Annotated in this window: 16 protein-coding genes and 1 pseudogene; 11 read left to right on the top strand and 6 right to left on the bottom strand. The window is 69.4% G+C overall.

From position 1 onward, the window contains the following. Window positions 1–33 precede the first annotated feature (33 nt). From ruvC to PCQ86_RS17010, 5 genes are all read right to left on the bottom strand, one after another. Entirely contained in the window at window positions 34–594 is a 561-nt protein-coding gene (gene ruvC / locus PCQ86_RS17030; RefSeq protein ID WP_011806752.1) for a crossover junction endodeoxyribonuclease RuvC, read from the bottom strand. Window positions 595–673: 79 nt separating this feature from the next. Continuing rightward, complete coding sequence (mtgA, locus tag PCQ86_RS17025) at window positions 674–1,396, bottom strand: monofunctional biosynthetic peptidoglycan transglycosylase (protein WP_220637969.1); 723 nt, start codon at window positions 1,394–1,396, stop codon at window positions 674–676. Window positions 1,397–1,399: 3 nt separating this feature from the next. After that, entirely contained in the window at window positions 1,400–2,248 is an 849-nt protein-coding gene (gene aroE / locus PCQ86_RS17020; RefSeq protein ID WP_270174283.1) for a shikimate dehydrogenase, read from the bottom strand. Further along, window positions 2,248–3,108, bottom strand: coding sequence for an energy transducer TonB (locus PCQ86_RS17015; protein WP_041836422.1), 861 nt, complete (start codon window positions 3,106–3,108; stop codon window positions 2,248–2,250). Before PCQ86_RS17015 ends, aroE begins: the two co-directional genes overlap by 1 nt. 79 nt (window positions 3,109–3,187) lie before the next feature. Beyond that, a complete protein-coding gene (locus PCQ86_RS17010; protein WP_270174282.1) occupies window positions 3,188–5,275 on the bottom strand; it encodes a ribonuclease catalytic domain-containing protein in 2,088 nt (695 codons plus the stop codon). A 128-nt stretch (window positions 5,276–5,403) separates the two neighbouring features. Here PCQ86_RS17010 and PCQ86_RS17005 point away from each other — a divergent pair, with 128 nt between their 5' ends. The 4 genes and pseudogenes from PCQ86_RS17005 to PCQ86_RS16990 all read left to right on the top strand — a co-directional run bounded on the left by PCQ86_RS17005 (window position 5,404) and on the right by PCQ86_RS16990 (window position 8,984). Continuing rightward, window positions 5,404–6,135, top strand: coding sequence for an RNA polymerase sigma factor (locus PCQ86_RS17005; RefSeq protein WP_270174281.1), 732 nt, complete (start codon window positions 5,404–5,406; stop codon window positions 6,133–6,135). A 108-nt stretch (window positions 6,136–6,243) separates the two neighbouring features. Next, complete coding sequence (locus tag PCQ86_RS17000) at window positions 6,244–6,834, top strand: ferritin-like domain-containing protein (RefSeq protein WP_270174280.1); 591 nt, start codon at window positions 6,244–6,246, stop codon at window positions 6,832–6,834. Window positions 6,835–6,905: 71 nt separating this feature from the next. Continuing rightward, window positions 6,906–7,265 (top strand): annotated as a pseudogene (locus PCQ86_RS16995) (c-type cytochrome); the annotation flags it as partial. Between the two features lie 165 nt (window positions 7,266–7,430). Beyond that, entirely contained in the window at window positions 7,431–8,984 is a 1,554-nt protein-coding gene (locus tag PCQ86_RS16990; protein ID WP_270174279.1) for a Wzy polymerase domain-containing protein, read from the top strand. Here PCQ86_RS16990 and PCQ86_RS16985 read toward each other — a convergent pair whose 3' ends face one another. After that, window positions 8,985–9,572 carry a YqiA/YcfP family alpha/beta fold hydrolase gene (locus PCQ86_RS16985; RefSeq protein ID WP_270174278.1) on the bottom strand — a complete coding sequence of 196 codons (588 nt, stop codon included), beginning with the start codon at window positions 9,570–9,572 and terminating at the stop codon, window positions 8,985–8,987. A 91-nt stretch (window positions 9,573–9,663) separates the two neighbouring features. Between PCQ86_RS16985 and PCQ86_RS16980 the strand changes: the two genes are divergently transcribed. The 7 genes from PCQ86_RS16980 to PCQ86_RS16950 all read left to right on the top strand — a co-directional run bounded on the left by PCQ86_RS16980 (window position 9,664) and on the right by PCQ86_RS16950 (window position 17,188). Further along, on the top strand, window positions 9,664–10,335 hold the full coding sequence (locus PCQ86_RS16980; protein ID WP_238526543.1) for a serine/threonine-protein kinase: 672 nt from the start codon (window positions 9,664–9,666) through the stop codon (window positions 10,333–10,335). Continuing rightward, window positions 10,229–12,088 carry an HDOD domain-containing protein gene (locus PCQ86_RS16975; protein WP_238526542.1) on the top strand — a complete coding sequence of 620 codons (1,860 nt, stop codon included), beginning with the start codon at window positions 10,229–10,231 and terminating at the stop codon, window positions 12,086–12,088. The genes PCQ86_RS16980 and PCQ86_RS16975 overlap by 107 nt, the downstream gene beginning before the upstream one ends. A gap of 56 nt (window positions 12,089–12,144) precedes the next feature. Then, complete coding sequence (gene rodA / locus PCQ86_RS16970; RefSeq protein ID WP_011806742.1) at window positions 12,145–13,317, top strand: rod shape-determining protein RodA; 1,173 nt, start codon at window positions 12,145–12,147, stop codon at window positions 13,315–13,317. Between the two features lie 61 nt (window positions 13,318–13,378). Beyond that, the gene (gene tldD, locus PCQ86_RS16965) at window positions 13,379–14,839 is read left to right on the top strand and encodes a metalloprotease TldD (protein ID WP_015914243.1); all 1,461 of its coding nucleotides are present in this window, start codon (window positions 13,379–13,381) and stop codon (window positions 14,837–14,839) included. A 22-nt stretch (window positions 14,840–14,861) separates the two neighbouring features. Next, entirely contained in the window at window positions 14,862–15,410 is a 549-nt protein-coding gene (locus tag PCQ86_RS16960) for a hypothetical protein (protein WP_011806740.1), read from the top strand. A gap of 253 nt (window positions 15,411–15,663) precedes the next feature. Further along, window positions 15,664–16,782: a 3-deoxy-7-phosphoheptulonate synthase gene (locus PCQ86_RS16955; RefSeq protein WP_047350663.1), complete on the top strand. Its 1,119-nt coding sequence runs from the start codon at window positions 15,664–15,666 to the stop codon at window positions 16,780–16,782. A gap of 94 nt (window positions 16,783–16,876) precedes the next feature. Next, entirely contained in the window at window positions 16,877–17,188 is a 312-nt protein-coding gene (locus PCQ86_RS16950; protein WP_011806738.1) for a hypothetical protein, read from the top strand. The last annotated feature ends 38 nt before the right edge of the window (window positions 17,189–17,226 follow it).

The raw sequence follows: 17,226 nt of genomic DNA, 5'->3' as shown, positions 1-17,226 counted from the left end.
AAGGCCCCAGAGGCAAGGGCCGCGTTCAGTCGTTCAGTAACTGCGCCCGGCCTTGTACATGGCGTGCTGGCGCCGCGTGAGCTGCGCGACCTCGCCCACGCGGGCCATGGCCGCCCCGGCATGCGCGTGGGTGATGGCCAGGCCCAGGGCGTCGGCGGCATCGGTGCCCGGCAGGCCGGGCAATTCCAGCAGGCGGCGCACCATCTCCTGCACCTGCGACTTGGCCGCGCGGCCGTGGCCTACCACGGCCTTCTTCATCTGCAGCGCGGTGTATTCGGCCACGGGCAGGTTGGCATTCACCAGCGCGGTGAGCGCCGCGCCGCGCGCCTGGCCCAGCAGCAGCGTGGACTGCGGGTTGACGTTGACGAAGATGATTTCCACCGCCGCCGTGCTGGGCTGGTAGCGCGCTGCCACCTCGCTCACGCCGTCGAACAGCACCTTGAGGCGGCCCGGCAGATCCCCCAGCGCGAGGCCCGTGGCGCGCCCCGTGGTGCGGACGGTGCCGCTGGCCACGTAGCGCAGGCGATGGCCGTCCACGTCCACCACGCCGAAGCCCGTGGTCTGCAGTCCGGGGTCGATGCCAAGGATTCTCATGGACTATTAAATTTATAGCTGTTCGCGCTTGCTGCTATTGGTTTTTAGGCCGATTTTGCTTGTATGAATGACATGTGGTTCAGGGCAACTCGCTGCGCCCCATGCGCGCCAGCAGCGCGCGCGTGCGCCCGGCCAGGTAGGCCGAGCCGGGCGCCTTCTCGAAGCGTTTGGGCGCCGGCAGCATCACGGCCAGGCGCGCGGCCTCGGGCGCGGTGAGCTGGCGCGCGCTCTTGCCGAAGTAGCGCTGCGCGGCGGCCTCGGCGCCGAACACGCCTGCCCCCCATTCCACGTTGTTCAGGTAGATCTCCAGGATGCGCTGCTTGGGCAGGAGTTGCTCCAGCGCCAGGGAGAGCACGAATTCCTGCCCCTTGCGCACCAGGTTGCGCTCGCCCGACAGCAGCAGGTTCTTGGCCAGTTGCTGGGTGATGGTGGAGCCGCCGCGGATCTTGGGCGCGCGGCCCGTGGCCGACGGCCGGGCGGCCAGCTGCGCCTCGATGCGCGCATTGCGCTCCCAGGCCTTTTCGATGGCATCCCAGTCCACGCCGTCGTGGTTGACGAAGTTGTCGTCCTCCGATGCGACCACCGCGCGCTTGAGGTGGTCGGATATCTGTGCGTACGGCACCCACTGCTGGCGCCAGCGCATGCCGCTGCCTTGGGACCATTGCGCCCAGGCCTCGGACCGCTGGAAGGTGGTGGATTCCGGGTCGATCACCGCCATGGCCGCGATGCGCGCTACGAAGAACAGCTGCAGCGCCAGCAGTGCCAGCAGCACCAGCATGCACCAGCGCAGTGCGCCCCGCATGCCTCAGGCCCCCGCGGCGATGGCCGCGCGCAGCTCCTGCAGCACCGGGGCCGACGGCGGGCGCACGCCGCGCCAGAGCAGGAACGCCTCGGCCGCCTGCTCCACCAGCATGCCCAGCCCGTCGCGCGCGGTGGCGCCGTGGGCCGTGGCCCAGTCCAGAAAGGGCTGCGCCGCGGGGCCGTACATCATGTCGTAGGCCAGGCTCCCGGGGCGCAGCACGCTGGCGGGCACGGGCACCGGGCCGCCTTCCAGGCTGCTGGCCGTGGCGTTGATGATCACATCGAAATCGGCCCCTGGCGCTTGCATGTCCAGCGCCAGTAGCTCTGTTTTTTGTAGCGCTGCGAGCGCGGCGTGGCTGTCCACCAGTGCCTGGGCGCGCGCGGGCGTGCGGTTCACGACGGCGATGCGCCGGGGGTGCTGCCGCAGCAGCGGGCCCAGCACGCCGGCGGCCGCGCCGCCCGCGCCCACCAGCAACACGTCGCGCCCGGCGAGTGGAGCGCCCGCGCCTTGCGTGATGTCGGCCACCAGGCCCAGGCCGTCGGTGTTGTCGGCATGGATGCTGCCGCCGTCGAACACGAGGGTATTGGCCGCGCCGGCCAGCTGCACGCGCTCGCTGCGCGTGGTGGCCAGCTGCGCGGCCTCCAGCTTGAACGGCACGGTGATGTTGCAGCCGCGCCCGCCTTCGGCGGCGAAGCTCTGCAGCGCCTGGGCGAAGCCGTCCAGCGGAACCAGGCGGCGCTCGTAGTGCAGCGACTGGCCCGTCAGTTGGGCAAAGCGCGCGTGGATCCACGGCGAGCGGCTATGGGCGATGGGATTGCCCATCACGCAGTAGAGGTCGGCGGCGGCGGTCATCAGCGCAGGTCGGTTTCCAGGGTCTGGTCGCGCGTGAACTTGAAGCGCGAGACCACGGCGATCTGATCGGCCTTGGCGCGCATCGCCGGGCCGAAGTGGCCAAAGGGCCCCGCGGCGCGGGCGATGGCCTCGGCGCGGCGGTCCAGCAGGCGGTTGCCCGAGCCCTGCACCACCTCGGTGGCCAGCACGCGGCCGTCATGGTTCACTGTCAGGATCATGATCAGCTCGCCGTAGAGCTTCTTGCCGCCCTGCTCGGGGAAGTTCTGCGTGCCCTTGTCCTCGACCTTGCGGCGCAGCGCGTCGTAGTACACGGCGTACACCTCCTCGCGCGTGGCGGGGCTGATGTAGCGCTTGCGCGGGCGGGCGTTTTCCTCGTTGATGCGCTTTTCGATCTCGGCCAGCAGCTTCACCAACTGGCGGCGCTTTTCTTCCTGGGCCTGGCTGTCGGTGCTCTGGCTGGGCTTGCGCGGGTCGGGCTCGGGCAGCACGGCGAGCTGCTTGCGCAGCTGGGCCAGCATCTGGGTCTGCTGCTCCAGCATCTGGTCCATCTTGCGCTGGGCTTCCTCCAGGTCGTCGCCGATCGTGGTGAGGGCCGAGTAAGGCAGGGGGCTGGTGGCGCGTCCCTTGGCGGCCTCGCCGCCACCGGCCAGCGACGCCTGCGCGATGGCCTGCGCCTTGTCGGGGCGCTCGTTGGACTGCGCGTTGACCAGGATCACCTCCAGCGGCGTGTCCTGGAACACGCGGTTGAAGCTCTCGGGGTCCACGAAGCGCACCGTGAGCAGTGCGGCATGCACGGCGATGGAGACGCCCAGCGCGATCTGCAGCGTCGTCAGGCGTTGAAGCAGGGTGGAGATTTTCATCGTCGGGCCGCCATCACTGCAGGCCGCGGCGCCCCTGTGGGGCGGCGCGCTGCATGGCGGTGGAGCAAGGGAGCGGTTGTCACGGCGCCCGATTATCAGCGGTGCCGCCGGTGCCCTCGCCCTCGGCCTCGTTGACATCGACCGCGATGGCGATCGGGCCGGCCACGGCCTCCTCGTCGCCCTCGTCCTCGTCCACCGGGCCGTCGTCGCTGGCATCCAGCGGGTCGTCCAGGCGCGCCACCAGGGTGCCCGCCACGTCCAGCGTGATCTCGTCGATCTCGCCGAGCTTGACGCGCACGCGTGCGCCGCGCGGCAGCTGCTGCGCGCCCAGCACGGGCAGCACCAGTGGCAGGGTGTCGGCGCGCACCAGGAAGCTGCCGTTCGGCCCTTCCTTGAACACGGTGGCTTCCAGCTCGGTGATCTGGTTCTGCTGCAGGTACTTGAGCGTCCAGAAGCGCTCCATGCCGGCCTGGTAGCCGTTGTAGGCGCTGTAGGCGGCATCGAAGCTGCTGATGATGGAGAACAGCTCCGCGTCCTTGGGCTTGAACGGTGCGGCCAGTGCAGCGGTCTTGCCGTGGCGCGCGCAGGCAATGATCTGCCACTGGTTCACCAGGTCCACGTAGCGGCGAAGCGGCGAGGTGGCCCAGGCGTAGCTCTTCACGCCGATGCCGGCGTGCGGCAGCGCCTTGGTGGACATGCGCACCTTCACACCGGGCGCCAGGCTCGCCTGGCTGCGGTAGATGCCGGGCACGCCGTGCTCGGCCAGCATGTTGCCCCAGGTGCTGTTGGCGACGATGGCGGCCTCGGCCACGATCAGGTCCAGCGGCGCGCCGCGCTTGCGGGTGGTGATGTCCACCGTTTCGCTGCCGTTGGGCTCGGCGCCGTCGTTGCCGGCGAGGCGGAAGGTGTAGTCGGGGCGGTTGAAGGTTTCGGGCTTGCCGCGCACGACTTCGCGCTGGGCCTTGAGCTGCTTGGCCAGTCGGTGCAAAAAGGAGAGCTGCTCGCGCAGATCCAGCAAGGCCTGTGGCGTGTTTTCATGTTGAATGGTTGGGTCGGCCAACCACTCTTCCGTCACGATGTGGTCCAGCTGGTCGTGGCGCAGGTTCACCGTCACGGGCACGCGCTCCAGGCGCGTCTCGGTGGCGGTGATGGCCAGCGTGGCCTCGTCGATCGTCACATACAGCGACACGGCCGGGTTGGCGCGCCCCTCGTCCAGCGTGTAGATCTGCACCACCTCGTCGGGCAGCATGGTGATCTTGTAGCCCGGCATGTAGACGGTGGACAGGCGTGTGCGCCCCAGCTTGTCCAGGTCGCCCCCGGGCTGGATCGCCAGGCCCGGCGCGGCAATGTGGATGCCCAGCGTCACGGTGCCGGTGCCCAGGCCCTGCACCGACAGGGCGTCGTCGATCTCGGTGGTGGCCGAATCGTCGATGGAATAGGCCTGTACATCCGCCAGCGGCAGGTCGGCCGGCGGCTGGGGTGCCGCCAGCTGGGGAAAGCCCGTGCCCTTGGGGAAGTTGTCGAACAAGAAGCGCTTCCAGTGGAACTGGTAGCTGGAGTCGATCGCACCCGCGGCCTGCAACAGGTCCAGCGGAGCCTTCTGCGCGCTGCGGCTGGCCTCGACCACGGCCTTGTACTCGGGCGCGTTCTTGTCGGGGCGGAACAGAATTTTGTAGAGCTGCTCGCGCACGGGTTGCGGGCAGGTGCCGGCGACGAGTTCGGCGGCCCAGGCGTCGATCTGCGCCTGAATCTGCTTTTTCTTCTCGATGGCGGCGAGGGCCTGCTGCAGCACCTCGGCCGACGCCTTGCGAAAACGCCCCTTGCCCGCGCGGCGGAAGTAGTGCGGCGCCTCGAACAGCGCCACCAGCATGCCGGCTTGCTCGGTCACTGGCGCCTGGGCAGAAAAATAGTCGCGCGCCAACTCGGCGAAGCCGAACTCCTCCTCGGGCGCGAACTCCCAGGCCAGCGGAAGCTCCACGCCGGCGGCGATCTCGCGCGCCTGCGCCAGCAGCTCGGCCGGGGCGGGCTTGTCGAACTTCAACAGGATGTTGGCGGCCTTGACCTTGACGCGTTTACCCGAGTCGAGCTCAATCTGTGCCGAGCTTTCGGCTTCGGAGAGGATGCGGCCGGCCAGGAACTTGCCGGCTTCGTCGAACAGTGCATGCATAGGGGCGCGATTTTCCCATGGCGGCGGGCAGCGCCCCTGTTCGTGGCAGGTGATTGCGGGTGTTTGTCACGCCAGGCCTTCGGCGTGCGTCCAATGGGCAAAGGGTCTCAACGAAAGCGAGGCGAGCCATGCACCCATCCGAGGACCTGCCGCAGGCGGCGGTTGCCACTGCCATCCCCACCACCGACCGTGCGGCGGACGCGGCCTTGGTGACGCGCGCCCTCGCCGGCGAGGCGGGAGCCTTCGCCGCCATCATGCGGCGCCACAACCGGCTGATGTTTCGCGCCGCGCGCGGCGTGGTGCATGACGACGCCGAGGCGCAGGACGTGGTGCAGGAGGCCTATTTGCGCGCCTTCACGCGGCTGCGGGCCTTCCGCGGCGATGCCGCGCTGGGCACCTGGCTGGCGCGCATCTGCCTGCGCACGGCCTTGGACGTCTTGCGCCGGCGTGCGCGCAGCGTGGCCATCGACCCCGCGCAGGCCAGCGACCAGGAGCCGCAGCCGGAGGATGCCATGTCCTATTCCGCCCCGCCCGACGACGCGCCCGACCAGGCACTTGCGCGTGCCCAGTTGCGCGCCCTGCTGGAGTCGGCCGTGCACAGCCTGCCGCCGCTGTACCGCAGCGTGTTCCTCCTGCGTGCCGTGCAGGAGATGAGCGTGCAGGAGGCGGCCTTCTGCCTGGACATCAGCGAAGAGCTGGTGCGCACCCGCTACCTGCGTTCGCGCGCCATGTTGCGCGACGCGCTGGGCGCGCGGGTGGAAGCCTGCGCCGACAGCGTCTTTCCGTTTGCGGGCGCGCGCTGCGACCAGGTCGTGCAGCAGGTGCTGGACGCACTGGCGCGGCGCGGGCTGCTGGCCTGACGGGCCGGCGCCACCCCGCCCACGCCTATGGCCTGCGCGCCGCTGTGCGCCGCGCCGATTACCCGCGCCGCCGGCGCGGCCCTTGTCCCTTTCTTCAAGGAGATGACCATGAACCGCTCTTCCTTCTTCCTGCCTCCTTCTTCTACTTCTGCGCTGCTAGCGCGCCGTCGCACGTTGGGCGCGGCCGTGCTCTCGGCCTCGGCCGTGGCGTTGCTGGGTGGGCGCGACGCGCTGGCCGCCGCTGCCAAGACCGATGCGCGACAGCATGAGGCCGACGTACGCATCCTCAACACCGCGCTGGCGGCGGAGTACGAGGCCGTGGCCGCCTACCAGGTGGGCGCCGAGAGCGGTCTGCTCACCTCCGGCGTGCTGCCGCTGGCGCAGCAATTCCAGGGCCACCACAAGGAGCATGCCGACGCGATCGCCGGCGCCGTGCAGAAGATGGGCGGCAAGCCCGTGCAGGCCAAGGCGCAGTACGGCTTTCCGACCGACAAGCTCAAGGCCGAAGCCGACGTGCTGCGCTTTGCCGCCGGACTGGAGCGCGGCGCCGTGTCGGCCTACCTGGGCGCGGTGCCGCTGTTTGCCGACCGTGCCCTGGCGCAGGCGGCCGCCAGCATCCTGGGCGACGAGGCCATGCACTGGGCCGTGCTGCGCCAGGCCCTGGGTGAGGCGCCGGTGCCCTCGGCGTTCCTGTCATGACCCGAGTCCAGGCGGGTGGGCGCAGGCGGGCCTGGGCATTGGTGGGCGGATTGGCGCTTGGTGCTGCGGGCATGGCGGTCGCCGGGCCCGCACCGGCAACGCCAGCGCCGGCCGCGCCCCAGCCCATGGCGCCTGACGCAGCCCAGCTGGCACGCGGCCAGCAGATCTACGCGCGCTGCGCGGGGTGCCACGCCATCGAGGGCCACCGCACGGGACCGCAGCACTGCGGCCTGTTCGGCCGCCGCGCGGGCACGGCGCCGGGGTTCGTCGGCTACTCCCCGGCCATGAAGGCCAGCGGCATCGTCTGGGACGAGCGCACGCTGCAGCGCTTCCTGATGGACCCGCCAGCCACCGTGCCGGGCACGTCCATGGGCTACACGGGCGTGAAGGACGATGGCGAGCGTGCGGCGCTCATCGCCTGGCTGCGCAGCCGCCTGCACGCCCAGGTAACCCATTGCTCTGCCTTTGATAGCTACCAGCGCTTGCTGCAAAAGCGCTGGAGGCATTTTTGGCTTGAAGTGCGGCTGGTGCCATGGCGGCGCCTATGATGGGCGCCACCATGACGCCCACGATCGCCTTTGCAGCACCGCCCCGCCATGCGTCCTGATTTCACGCCGCTGGCGATTTTGGCGATGGCGCTGCCCTTCGTCTTTGGCATTACCGAGGCTCCGTATTCCAACTTTTGGCCGCTGCTGGCCAGCGGCGCCTGCGCCTGGCTGCTGGCGGCGCTGGCCTGGTGCGGCGCCTGGCGTCCCAGTGCCGCGCGCCTGGGCGCCCATCTGGCGGCGGGTCTGCTGCTGGCGGCGCTGGTGGCCGCGGCCATCGGCCTGGTGCAGTTCTTCATGGGCGACCCGGGGTGGGCGCCGTGGGTGCATGCCTCCAGCCCGGGCCTGGCCTTCGGCAACTTGCGCCAGCGCAACCAGCAGGCCACGTTGCTGGCGCTGGGCGTGTGGGCGCTGCTGTGGTGGGTGGCGCGCCTGCAGGAGCAGGTGGACGGCAACCCGGTGCTGGGAGGGCGCGGCGCGCGCTGGCCGGTGCTGGCGGCGGTCGCGGTGCCCTGGGCCATGGTGCTGCTGGCCACTGCGGGCGCGGCCACGGCCTCGCGCACGGGGGCGCTGGAGTGGCTGGTGGTGTTGGCGCTGCTCGTCGTGTGGCGGCGTAGCAGTGGCGCACTGGCGCTGGGCATGGCCGGCGTGGGGCTGGCGGTTTATGCGGTGGCGGCGTGGGGCTTGCCGCAGCTGCTGCTGCGGTGGACGGGCATGCGCATGGACGGCCTGTTCATGCGGATGGCCGATGGCTCCCAGACCTGCGTCGGCCGCGCTACGCTGTGGTCCAACGTGCTGGAGCTGATCGCCCAGCGGCCCTGGGCCGGCTGGGGCTGGGGCGAGCTGGACTACGCGCACTACATCCACCCGTTTGCGGGAGAGCGTTTTTGCGTGCTGCTGGACAACGCCCACAACCTGCCGCTGCATCTGGCGGTGGAACTGGGCCTGCCGGCTGCGCTGCTGCTGTGCGGCGTGCCGCTGTGGGCCGCGCTGCGCGCGCGCCCCTGGCGCGAGGCGCAGCCCCACCGCCAACTGGCCTGGGGCGTGCTGGCCCTTGTGGGCGTGCACAGCCTGCTGGAGTTCCCGCTGTGGTACGGGCCGTTCCAGCTGGCCACCGCACTGGCCGTGCTGGTGCTGCTGGCACCCTGGCTGTCGCGTGCGGCGCGCTGGCGCCCCGTGGGTGCGGTGGTGGTGGGCGCGGCACTGCTGGCGGCACCGGCCATGGGGTTCGTGCTGGTACGGGACTACGCGCGCGTGAGCGCGCTGTACCGTCCCACGGCCGAGCGGCCCGCGGCGCTGCGCGCGCTGACGGCTGCCGACGCGGCGCGGCAGGTGTGGTTCTTCCGCGCGCCAGCGCAGTTCGCGCAACTCACCACTGCGGTGGTCACGCCCGCCAATGCGGCCGAGATGCATGCCCTGGCGTTGCAACTGCTGCACTACTCGCCCGAGCCGCGCGTGATCGAGAAGCTCATCGCCAGCGCGCGGCTGCTGGGCCGCGAGGACGAGGTGGCGCTGCACACCGACCGCTACCGCCGCGCCTATCCGTACGAATTCGGGCGCTGGCAGCGCGGCCAGCCTTCCGGTGGCCCGCCGCTGGAGCGCTGATCAGGCCAGGTTGCAGAACGCCAGCACCTCGGGCAGGTGCTGGGCGAAGTCGCTCAGCGCGTGGTCGCCGCCGGGCAGTACGCGCTGGGTGGCTTGCGGGTAGCGCGCGACCATCTCGCGCCAGTCCAGCAGTTCGTCACCCTGCGCGGCGATCAGCAGCTCCGGCCCCGCGGGCGGCAGGTGGCGCACGTCCAGCGCCTGCAGCTCGGCGATGTACTCGGGGCGGAAGAAGAACCGCTCTTCGGGGTTGTGCCACGCGGTCTGCTCGCCGATGTAGCGTTCCAGGTCGCGCGCGGGGTGGACGGCGGGGTTGAGCAGCACGCTGGTACAGCGCGCCTGTTGCGCCACCCAGCTGGCGTAGTAGCCGCCGAGCGACGAGCCGACCACCGCCATGCGCGGTCCCTGCGGCCAGGTGGCGATGCCGCCTGCGACCAGCGCCATCGCCGCGCGCGGCGAAGGGGGCAGCTGTGGGCACCAGAACGTCACGCCCGGGTGGTGCTGGGCCACGTGCGCGGCCACCTGGCGGGCCTTGGTGGACTGGGGCGAGGAGCGAAAGCCGTGCAGGTACAGCAGGTGGGTGGTGGGCATGGCTGTCAGCGTCGGCGCTGTCGAAAGGCAAATGCCGGTCCGGCAACGGTTTTTGGTGGATGATGCGTGGATCTTGTAGCCAGCTTACGCCATGCCCGATTCCGTTTCCCGTCCGGCCACCCTGGGCGCTGCAGCGGGCGCCATGCCCGCTCGCCAGCGCCTGGGGCGATTCGAGTTGCTGCACGTGCTGGGCCGGGGCGCGCAGGCGACCGTGTGGCTGGCGCGGGACACGCGCCTGCACCGCGAGGTCGCGGTCAAGTGGCTGGCCGACGGCGGCGACGCGCAGGCGCAGGAGCAGTGGCTGCGCGAGGCGCGCCATGTGGGCCGGCTGTCGCACCCGCGCATCGTGCCGGTGTTCGAGGCCGACGTGCACGAAGGCCAGCCCGACCTGGTGTTCGAATATGTGCCAGGCTGCACGCTGGCCGAGCATCTGGCGCATCAGGGCCGCTGTGCGGTGCACGACGCGGTGGAGCTGATGGTGGACGTGCTCGAAGGACTGCAGGCGGCGCATGAGGCCGGCATCGTGCACTGCGACCTGAAGCCGTCGAACGTGATGGTGGATGCCCAGCGCCATGCGCGGATCATGGATTTCGGCATCGCCGCGGCCATGGCCAGCCCTGGGGGCGGCCCCGTTGCGCGCGGCACGCCGGCCTACATTGGCGCCAGAAGCGGTGGCGGGCGCGGCGCCCGCGCCCGCGTCGGACATCTACGCCGCTGCGCTGGTGCTCGTGGAACTGCTCACCGGCAGGCGTTTGATTACTGAGCGCGATCCGGCGCAGGCGCTCGCGCATGTCGCCCGGCACGCGCCGCAGCTGCCCGACGATCTGGGCGCAGGCGTGGACGATGGCCTGCGCTCCATCCTGCGCCGGGCCCTGGCGCGCGACCCTGCCGAGCGCTACGCCAGCGCGCAGGAAATGTGCGATGCCTTGCGTGCCTGGGCGGCGCCGGTGAGCGCCCCTACCGCGGCAAGCAATGCCGCGCTGGACTTCCTGCTGCGGCGCATGCGCCACAAGAGTGACTTTCCGGCGCTGTCCGATTCGGTGGCGCGCATCCAGCGCATGACCCACTCGGAGGACGACAGCATTGCTGATCTGACCAACGAGATCCTCAAGAGCGTTGCCCTCACCAACAAGCTGCTGCGATTGGTCAACAGCGCCCCCTTTTCCCACCTGGGGGGCGGCATCGGCACGGTCTCGCGCGCGGTGAGCCTGGTGGGCTTCAATGCGGTGCGCAACATGGCGCTGTCGCTGGTGCTGCTGGAGCACATGCAGGACCGGGGGCATGCCAAGCAGATGCGCGAGGAATTCTTGCGCACCATGATGGCCGGCGCCGTGGCGGCGCAGCTGTGCGGGCCGAGTGACCAGCGCGAGGAAGCGTTTCTCGGCGCGATGTTCCAGGGCTTGGGGCGCATGCTGTGCTCGTTTTATTTCCCGGAGGAGGCGGCCCGGATCGGTGCGCTGGTGGCCTCTGACCGGCCGTCGGGGGGCGATGAGGCCGCGGCTTTGCAGGTGCTGGGACTGAGCCTGGAAGACCTGGGTGTCGGCGTGGCGCGTGTGTGGAGCCTGCCCGATTCCCTGCAGCGCTGCATACGACCGCCGCAGGGGCGGCCGCCGCAGCGCCCGCCCGAGGGCGTGGAGCGGTTGCGCTGGGTGGGACGTGCCGCGAACGAGGCGGCCACCATCATGCTGCAGCATGAGCCGGAACCCGCGGGCGCCCGCCTGCAGCAGCTGGCGGCGCACTATGCGGTCGCTTTCTCGATGACGCAGCAGGAGTTCGTCAAGGCCACGGTGCTGGCACGCGAGCAGCTCATCGCCATGGCCGACGCCCTGGACTTGCGCGTGGACAAGGGCTCGCCCGCGGCGCGCCTGCTGGCTCCGCCCGCCGCCCTGGATGCGCCGCCGGTATGGGCCGACCCGGCCACGGGCCATGAGCTGCATTACGACGCCCTGCAGACCCTGCCCCTGACGCTGGCGCCGTCCACTGATGCGGCGCCTTCCGTCAGCCAGGCGGCCGAGGTGCTGGCCGCTGGCATCCAGGAGGTCAGCAACGCCATGGTGGAGGACTTCCGCCTGAATGACATCGTGCGCATGGTGCTGGAAACCATGCTGCGTGCGCTGGGCGCGCGGCGCATCGTGTTCTGCCTGCGCGAGGTCAAGACCGAGCGCATGACCGGGCGCTTCGGACTGGGCGAAGGCAGCGCAGACGCCGTGCGCGCCCTGGCCGTGCCCCTGAAGGACGCGGATGACCTGTTTGCCGCCGTGTGCCAGCGGGGCGCCGATACCCTGATTGCCGACGCTACCGAGGAGCGTGTGCGAGCGCGTCTGCCGGCATGGTTCCTCGGCAGCTTCGATGCCACCAGCTTTCTGCTGCTGCCGCTGTCGATCAAGCAGCGTCCCTTTGCTCTCATCTATGCCGACCATGAGCGCCCTGGCGGCCTGGTGGTGGACGACAAGGTGCAGGGGCAGCTGCGCACGCTGCGCAACCAGTTGGTGCTGGCGTTTCGCCAGGCCGACTGATGCCTAGTCCTGGAATCACGCCGGGGGCTTGGCCGGGCGCCCGATAATCGCGCCCCATGGCCGCCGCTTTCGACAAACCTTCCCTGCCGCAACGCCTCCTGCCGCTGCTGCGCGGCTTTGACTGGCCGCTCATCGCGTTGCTGCTGGCGCTGTCTTCCATCGGCCTGGTGGCCATGTATTCGTCGGGTTTCGACCACGGCACGCGCTTTTACGACCATGGCCGCAACATGCTGCTGGCCGCGGGCATCCTGTTCGTGGTGGCCCAGGTGCCGCCGCAGCGGCTGATGATGCTGGCCGTGCCGTTGTACACGCTGGGCGTGGCGCTGCTGGTGGGCGTGGCGCTGTTCGGCATCACCAAGAAGGGGGCGCAGCGCTGGATCAACGTGGGTGTGGTGATCCAGCCCAGCGAGCTGCTGAAGATCGCCACCCCACTGATGCTGGCCTGGTGGTTCCAGAAGCGCGAGGGCCAGCTGCGTGCGCTGGACTTCGTGGTGGCGGGGGCGCTGCTCATGGTGCCCGTGGGCCTGATCATGAAACAGCCCGACCTGGGCACCTCGCTGCTGGTGATGGCCGCGGGGCTGTCGGTGATTTTCTTTGCGGGCCTGCCCTGGAAGCTGGTGGTGCCGCCGGTGCTGCTGGGCGCGGTGGGCATTGCGCTCATCGTCTGGTTCGAGCCGCAACTGTGCGCCGAGGGCGTGCGCTGGCCGGTGCTGCACGACTATCAGCAACAGCGCATCTGCACGTTACTGGACCCCACGCGCGATCCGCTGGGCAAGGGCTTTCACATCATCCAGGGCATGATCGCCATCGGCTCGGGCGGCGTGTGGGGCAAGGGGTTCATGGCCGGCACGCAGACGCACCTGGAGTTCATCCCCGAGCGCACGACCGACTTCATCTTCGCCGCGTTCTCCGAGGAGTTCGGCCTGGTGGGCAACCTCACCCTGATCGTCTGCTTTGTGCTGCTGGTGTGGCGCGGGCTGGCGATTGCGGCCAACGCCAATACGCTGTTCGGGCGCCTCATGGCGAGTGCCGTGGCGATGATCTTCTTCACCTATGCCTTCGTGAACATGGGCATGGTCAGCGGCATCCTGCCCGTGGTGGGGGTGCCGCTGCCGTTCGTCAGTTACGGCGGCACGGCCATGGTCACGCTGGGGCTTGCGCTGGGGGTGCTGATGTCGGTGGCACGCGCACAGCACCAGCCCGAGCAGGGGCCGCCGCGGGCGCGGTAGCGGGGCTGCGGGGGGAACCTGCGTGCACGCAGGGTCTAGGGCGCCTGCCTACAATCGGCCGATGATTTCCCGCGAACCCACCATTGAACGCCTGGGCCTGGCCCGTGAGCTGCTGCTCACCCCCTTCGGCCTGGACGAGTCCCACCTCTCCCGCGCCCTGGCGGAGATCCGCGCGCACCGCGTGGACGACGCCGACCTGTACTTCCAGTACACGCGCAGCGAAGGCTGGAGCCTGGAAGAGGGCATCGTCAAGACGGGCTCGTTCTCCATCGACCAGGGCGTGGGCGTGCGCGCGGTGAGCGGCGAGAAGACGGCCTTCGCCTACTCGGATGATATTTCCGAGGCCTCGCTGCTCGACGCGGCCCGTACCGTGCGGACCATTTCGGCCGCGGATAAGGTGGGACGTGCGCGAGTAGCTTCCAAGAAGATAGCAAAAAGCCGTTCACTGTACCCGCACATCGACCCCATCGCCTCGATGGACAGCACCGACAAGGTGCGCCTGCTGGAGCGCGCCGAGCAATGTGCCCGCGCCAAGGACCCGCGCGTGGTGCAGGTCATGGCGGGCCTGGCCAGCGAGTACGACGTGGTGCTGGTGGCGCGTGCCGATGGGCTGATGGCCGCCGATGTGCGCCCGCTGGTGCGCCTGTCGATCACCGTCATCGCCGAGCAGAACGGCCGCCGCGAGGTGGGCTCGGCCGGCGGGGGCGGGCGCTTCGGTCTGGCCTATTTCACCGACGAGCAGATCGGGCAGTATGTCCATGAAGCCGTGAATGCTGCGTTGGTCAACCTGGAGTCGCGCCCCGCGCCCGCGGGCGAGATGACCGTGGTGCTGGGCCCCGGTTGGCCCGGTGTGCTGCTGCACGAGGCCGTGGGCCACGGGCTGGAGGGCGACTTCAACCGCAAGGGGTCGAGTGCCTTCAGCGGCCGCATCGGCCAGCGCGTGGCGGCCAAGGGCGTCACCGTGCTAGACGATGGCACGCTGGCCGACCGCCGCGGCTCGCTCAACGTGGACGATGAGGGTCACGCCACGCAGCGCAACGTGCTCATCGAGGACGGCATATTGAAGGGCTACATCCAGGACGCGATGAATGCGCGCCTCATGGGTGTCAAGCCTACGGGCAACGGCCGGCGCGAGAGCTATGCCCACATCCCCATGCCACGCATGACCAATACCTACATGCTGGGCGGCGACAAGGACCCGCAGGAGATCGTCGCCAGCATCAAGAAGGGCCTGTACGCCACCAACTTCGGCGGCGGACAGGTGGACATCACCAGCGGCAAGTTCGTGTTCTCCGCGAGCGAGGCCTACTGGGTGGAAAACGGCAAGATCCAGTACCCTGTGAAGGGCGCGACCATCGTCGGCAGCGGCCCGGAGTCGCTCAAGAAGGTGACCATGATCGGCAACGACATGCGCCTGGACAGCGGTGTGGGCACCTGCGGCAAGGAAGGCCAGAGCGTGCCCGTGGGGGTGGGCCAACCCACCATGCGCATCGATGGCCTGACGGTGGGCGGCACGGCCTGAGCGCCGCGGCCGGTTGTGTGCCATGCCCGCGCCACACTCCAGCCGCCCGCAGACTTTCACCGATCCGGACCGTAACCCGCACGGCGGCGAGGCGGACGAGGACGCGCGTGCGCTGCGCGACAGCCTGGGCGAGCTGGCCCAGCATATCGAGGCCGCCACGCGCGCGCGCCGGGGGCAGCTGGGGCCCGAGGCCGTGCGGCGCAGCGCAGAGGCGCTGGCGCATTGCGCAAGGCGCCACCAGTTGCACCTCACTGGCATGGGGTCGGCCTGGCATGCGCTGTATGAATTCGGTGTCTACCAGCGCGCGTTGCGCGAATTGCGCGATGCCCTGGCGCAATGGCAGCAGGCCTTGCAGCAGCGCAGCCCCTCTGAGGCCGAGCGCTTCAGTACTTTCGAGCGGCAGGCCTGGCGCACGCTGGGAGAGGCGCGGCTGGTGCTCGACATCTATATGCAGGGCGACCCCTGCATGGAGCGATCGGCGCCCGACACCCGGCCTGCCGCGGAGCGCCCAACGCGTGCGCCACTGCTGGCGCGCCTGCGCCGGTGGTGGTTCGAGGGACGGCATCCGTAAGCGGTTGTAGCGCGACGGCAACACGGTGCCTATGTTGCGGTGCCGCAATACGTGCTACATTGGTTCGCATGTCAGTTCACAGCGCGTTTTACTTTTACTTTTGGTTCTCTGTCCCTGGCGGATGAGAGGTACGCGCGCACCCAGACTGAGCCCCCTTCTCTAAGAAACCGCCGAAGCTGAAAAGCCCGGCGGTTTTTTGTTATCTGTTCTCCGTTTTCCATCTTCACCCCCACACACCCGAGAGGAAGCACCCATGAACGCCCATGTCTCCAGCAGCGATGCCTGGTATCCCAACGTCGAGAAAACCAGCGAAACCGACGACCAACGCATCAAGGACATCACCGTGCTTCCTCCTCCAGACCACCTGATTCGCTTCTTCCCGATCCGCGGGTCGGAGGTGGAGTCGCTGATTGCCAACACACGCCGCAGCATCCAGCGCATCATGAGCGGCGAGGACGACCGGCTGCTCGTCATCATCGGCCCCTGTTCGATCCACGACCCGCACGCCGCGGTGGACTATGCGCGCAAGCTCAAGGCGGTGCGTGAGCAGTACAAGGACCAGCTGGAAGTGGTGATGCGCGTGTACTTCGAGAAGCCCCGCACCACCGTGGGCTGGAAGGGCCTGATCAACGACCCCTACCTGGACGGCAGCTACCGCATCGACGAGGGCCTGCGCATCGCGCGCCAGCTGCTCATCGACATCAACCGCCTGGGCGTGCCGGCGGGCAGCGAGTTCCTGGACGTGATCTCGCCCCAGTACATCGGCGACCTGATCAGTTGGGGCGCCATCGGCGCGCGCACCACCGAAAGCCAGGTCCACCGCGAACTGGCCTCCGGCATTTCGGCCCCCATCGGCTTCAAGAACGGCACCGATGGCAACATCCGCATCGCCACCGATGCCATCCAGTCCGCCAGCCGCGGCCACCACTTCCTGTCGGTGCACAAGAACGGCCAGGTGGCCATCGTGCACACCGCGGGCAACAAGGATTGCCATGTGATCCTGCGCGGCGGCAAGGCGCCCAACTACGACGCAGCCAGCGTTGCCGCGGCCTGCAAGGACCTGGAGGCCGCCGGCCTGCCGGCGTCGCTGATGGTGGACTGCAGCCATGCCAACAGCAGCAAGCAGCACGAGAAGCAGCGCGATGTGGCGCGCGACATCGCCGCGCAGATCGCAGGCGGCTCGCGCAGCGTGTTCGGCGTGATGGTGGAAAGCCACCTGCAGCCCGGAGCGCAGAAGTTCACGCCGGGCAAGGACGATGCCACGGCGCTGGAATACGGCAAGAGCATCACCGACGCCTGCCTGGGATGGGACGACTCCGTTGCCTGCCTGGCCGAGCTGGCGGCCGCCGTGCAAGCGCGGCGCGCGCGCTGAAGCGGGCGCGGTGTAAGCTCGCGGCACGGGAATGGCGCGGCCGCGCCGTCCCGTTCACCCGTCAACACTATTCCATCAAAAGGCGAGACAGCTCATGCACAGCGAAGTATTGGTCACCCTGAGCCCCGATCAGGAATTCCGTCTGGACGCGCAGGGGGGACAGCCCCTGTCGCACGAGGACGCACGCCGCTGGCTGGACGATGAATTTCTACGCCTGGAATGCGAACCGCTGCGCGCCAGCGGCAAGGTGCTGCTGGCCGACAAGGTGCTGACCGTGGCCCGTGCCGCGGGGGCGACGCTGCTGGCCGATCCTGCATGGTCCGGCCAGTTTGCCCGCGCCACCGTCGCTGCGCTTGCCAGGCCCGTCGTGCGCGTGGACGTGCCGGGCATGGCTGTCAGCTTCTAAGTTTCAAGCCAAAAAGGCTGCTAGCGCTTATTAATCAA

It is taken from the genome of Diaphorobacter sp. ED-3 (assembly GCF_027625375.1).
GTDB lineage: Bacteria > Pseudomonadota > Gammaproteobacteria > Burkholderiales > Burkholderiaceae_C > Diaphorobacter > Diaphorobacter nitroreducens.
This window is presented reverse-complemented; position numbering and strand designations above follow the sequence as displayed.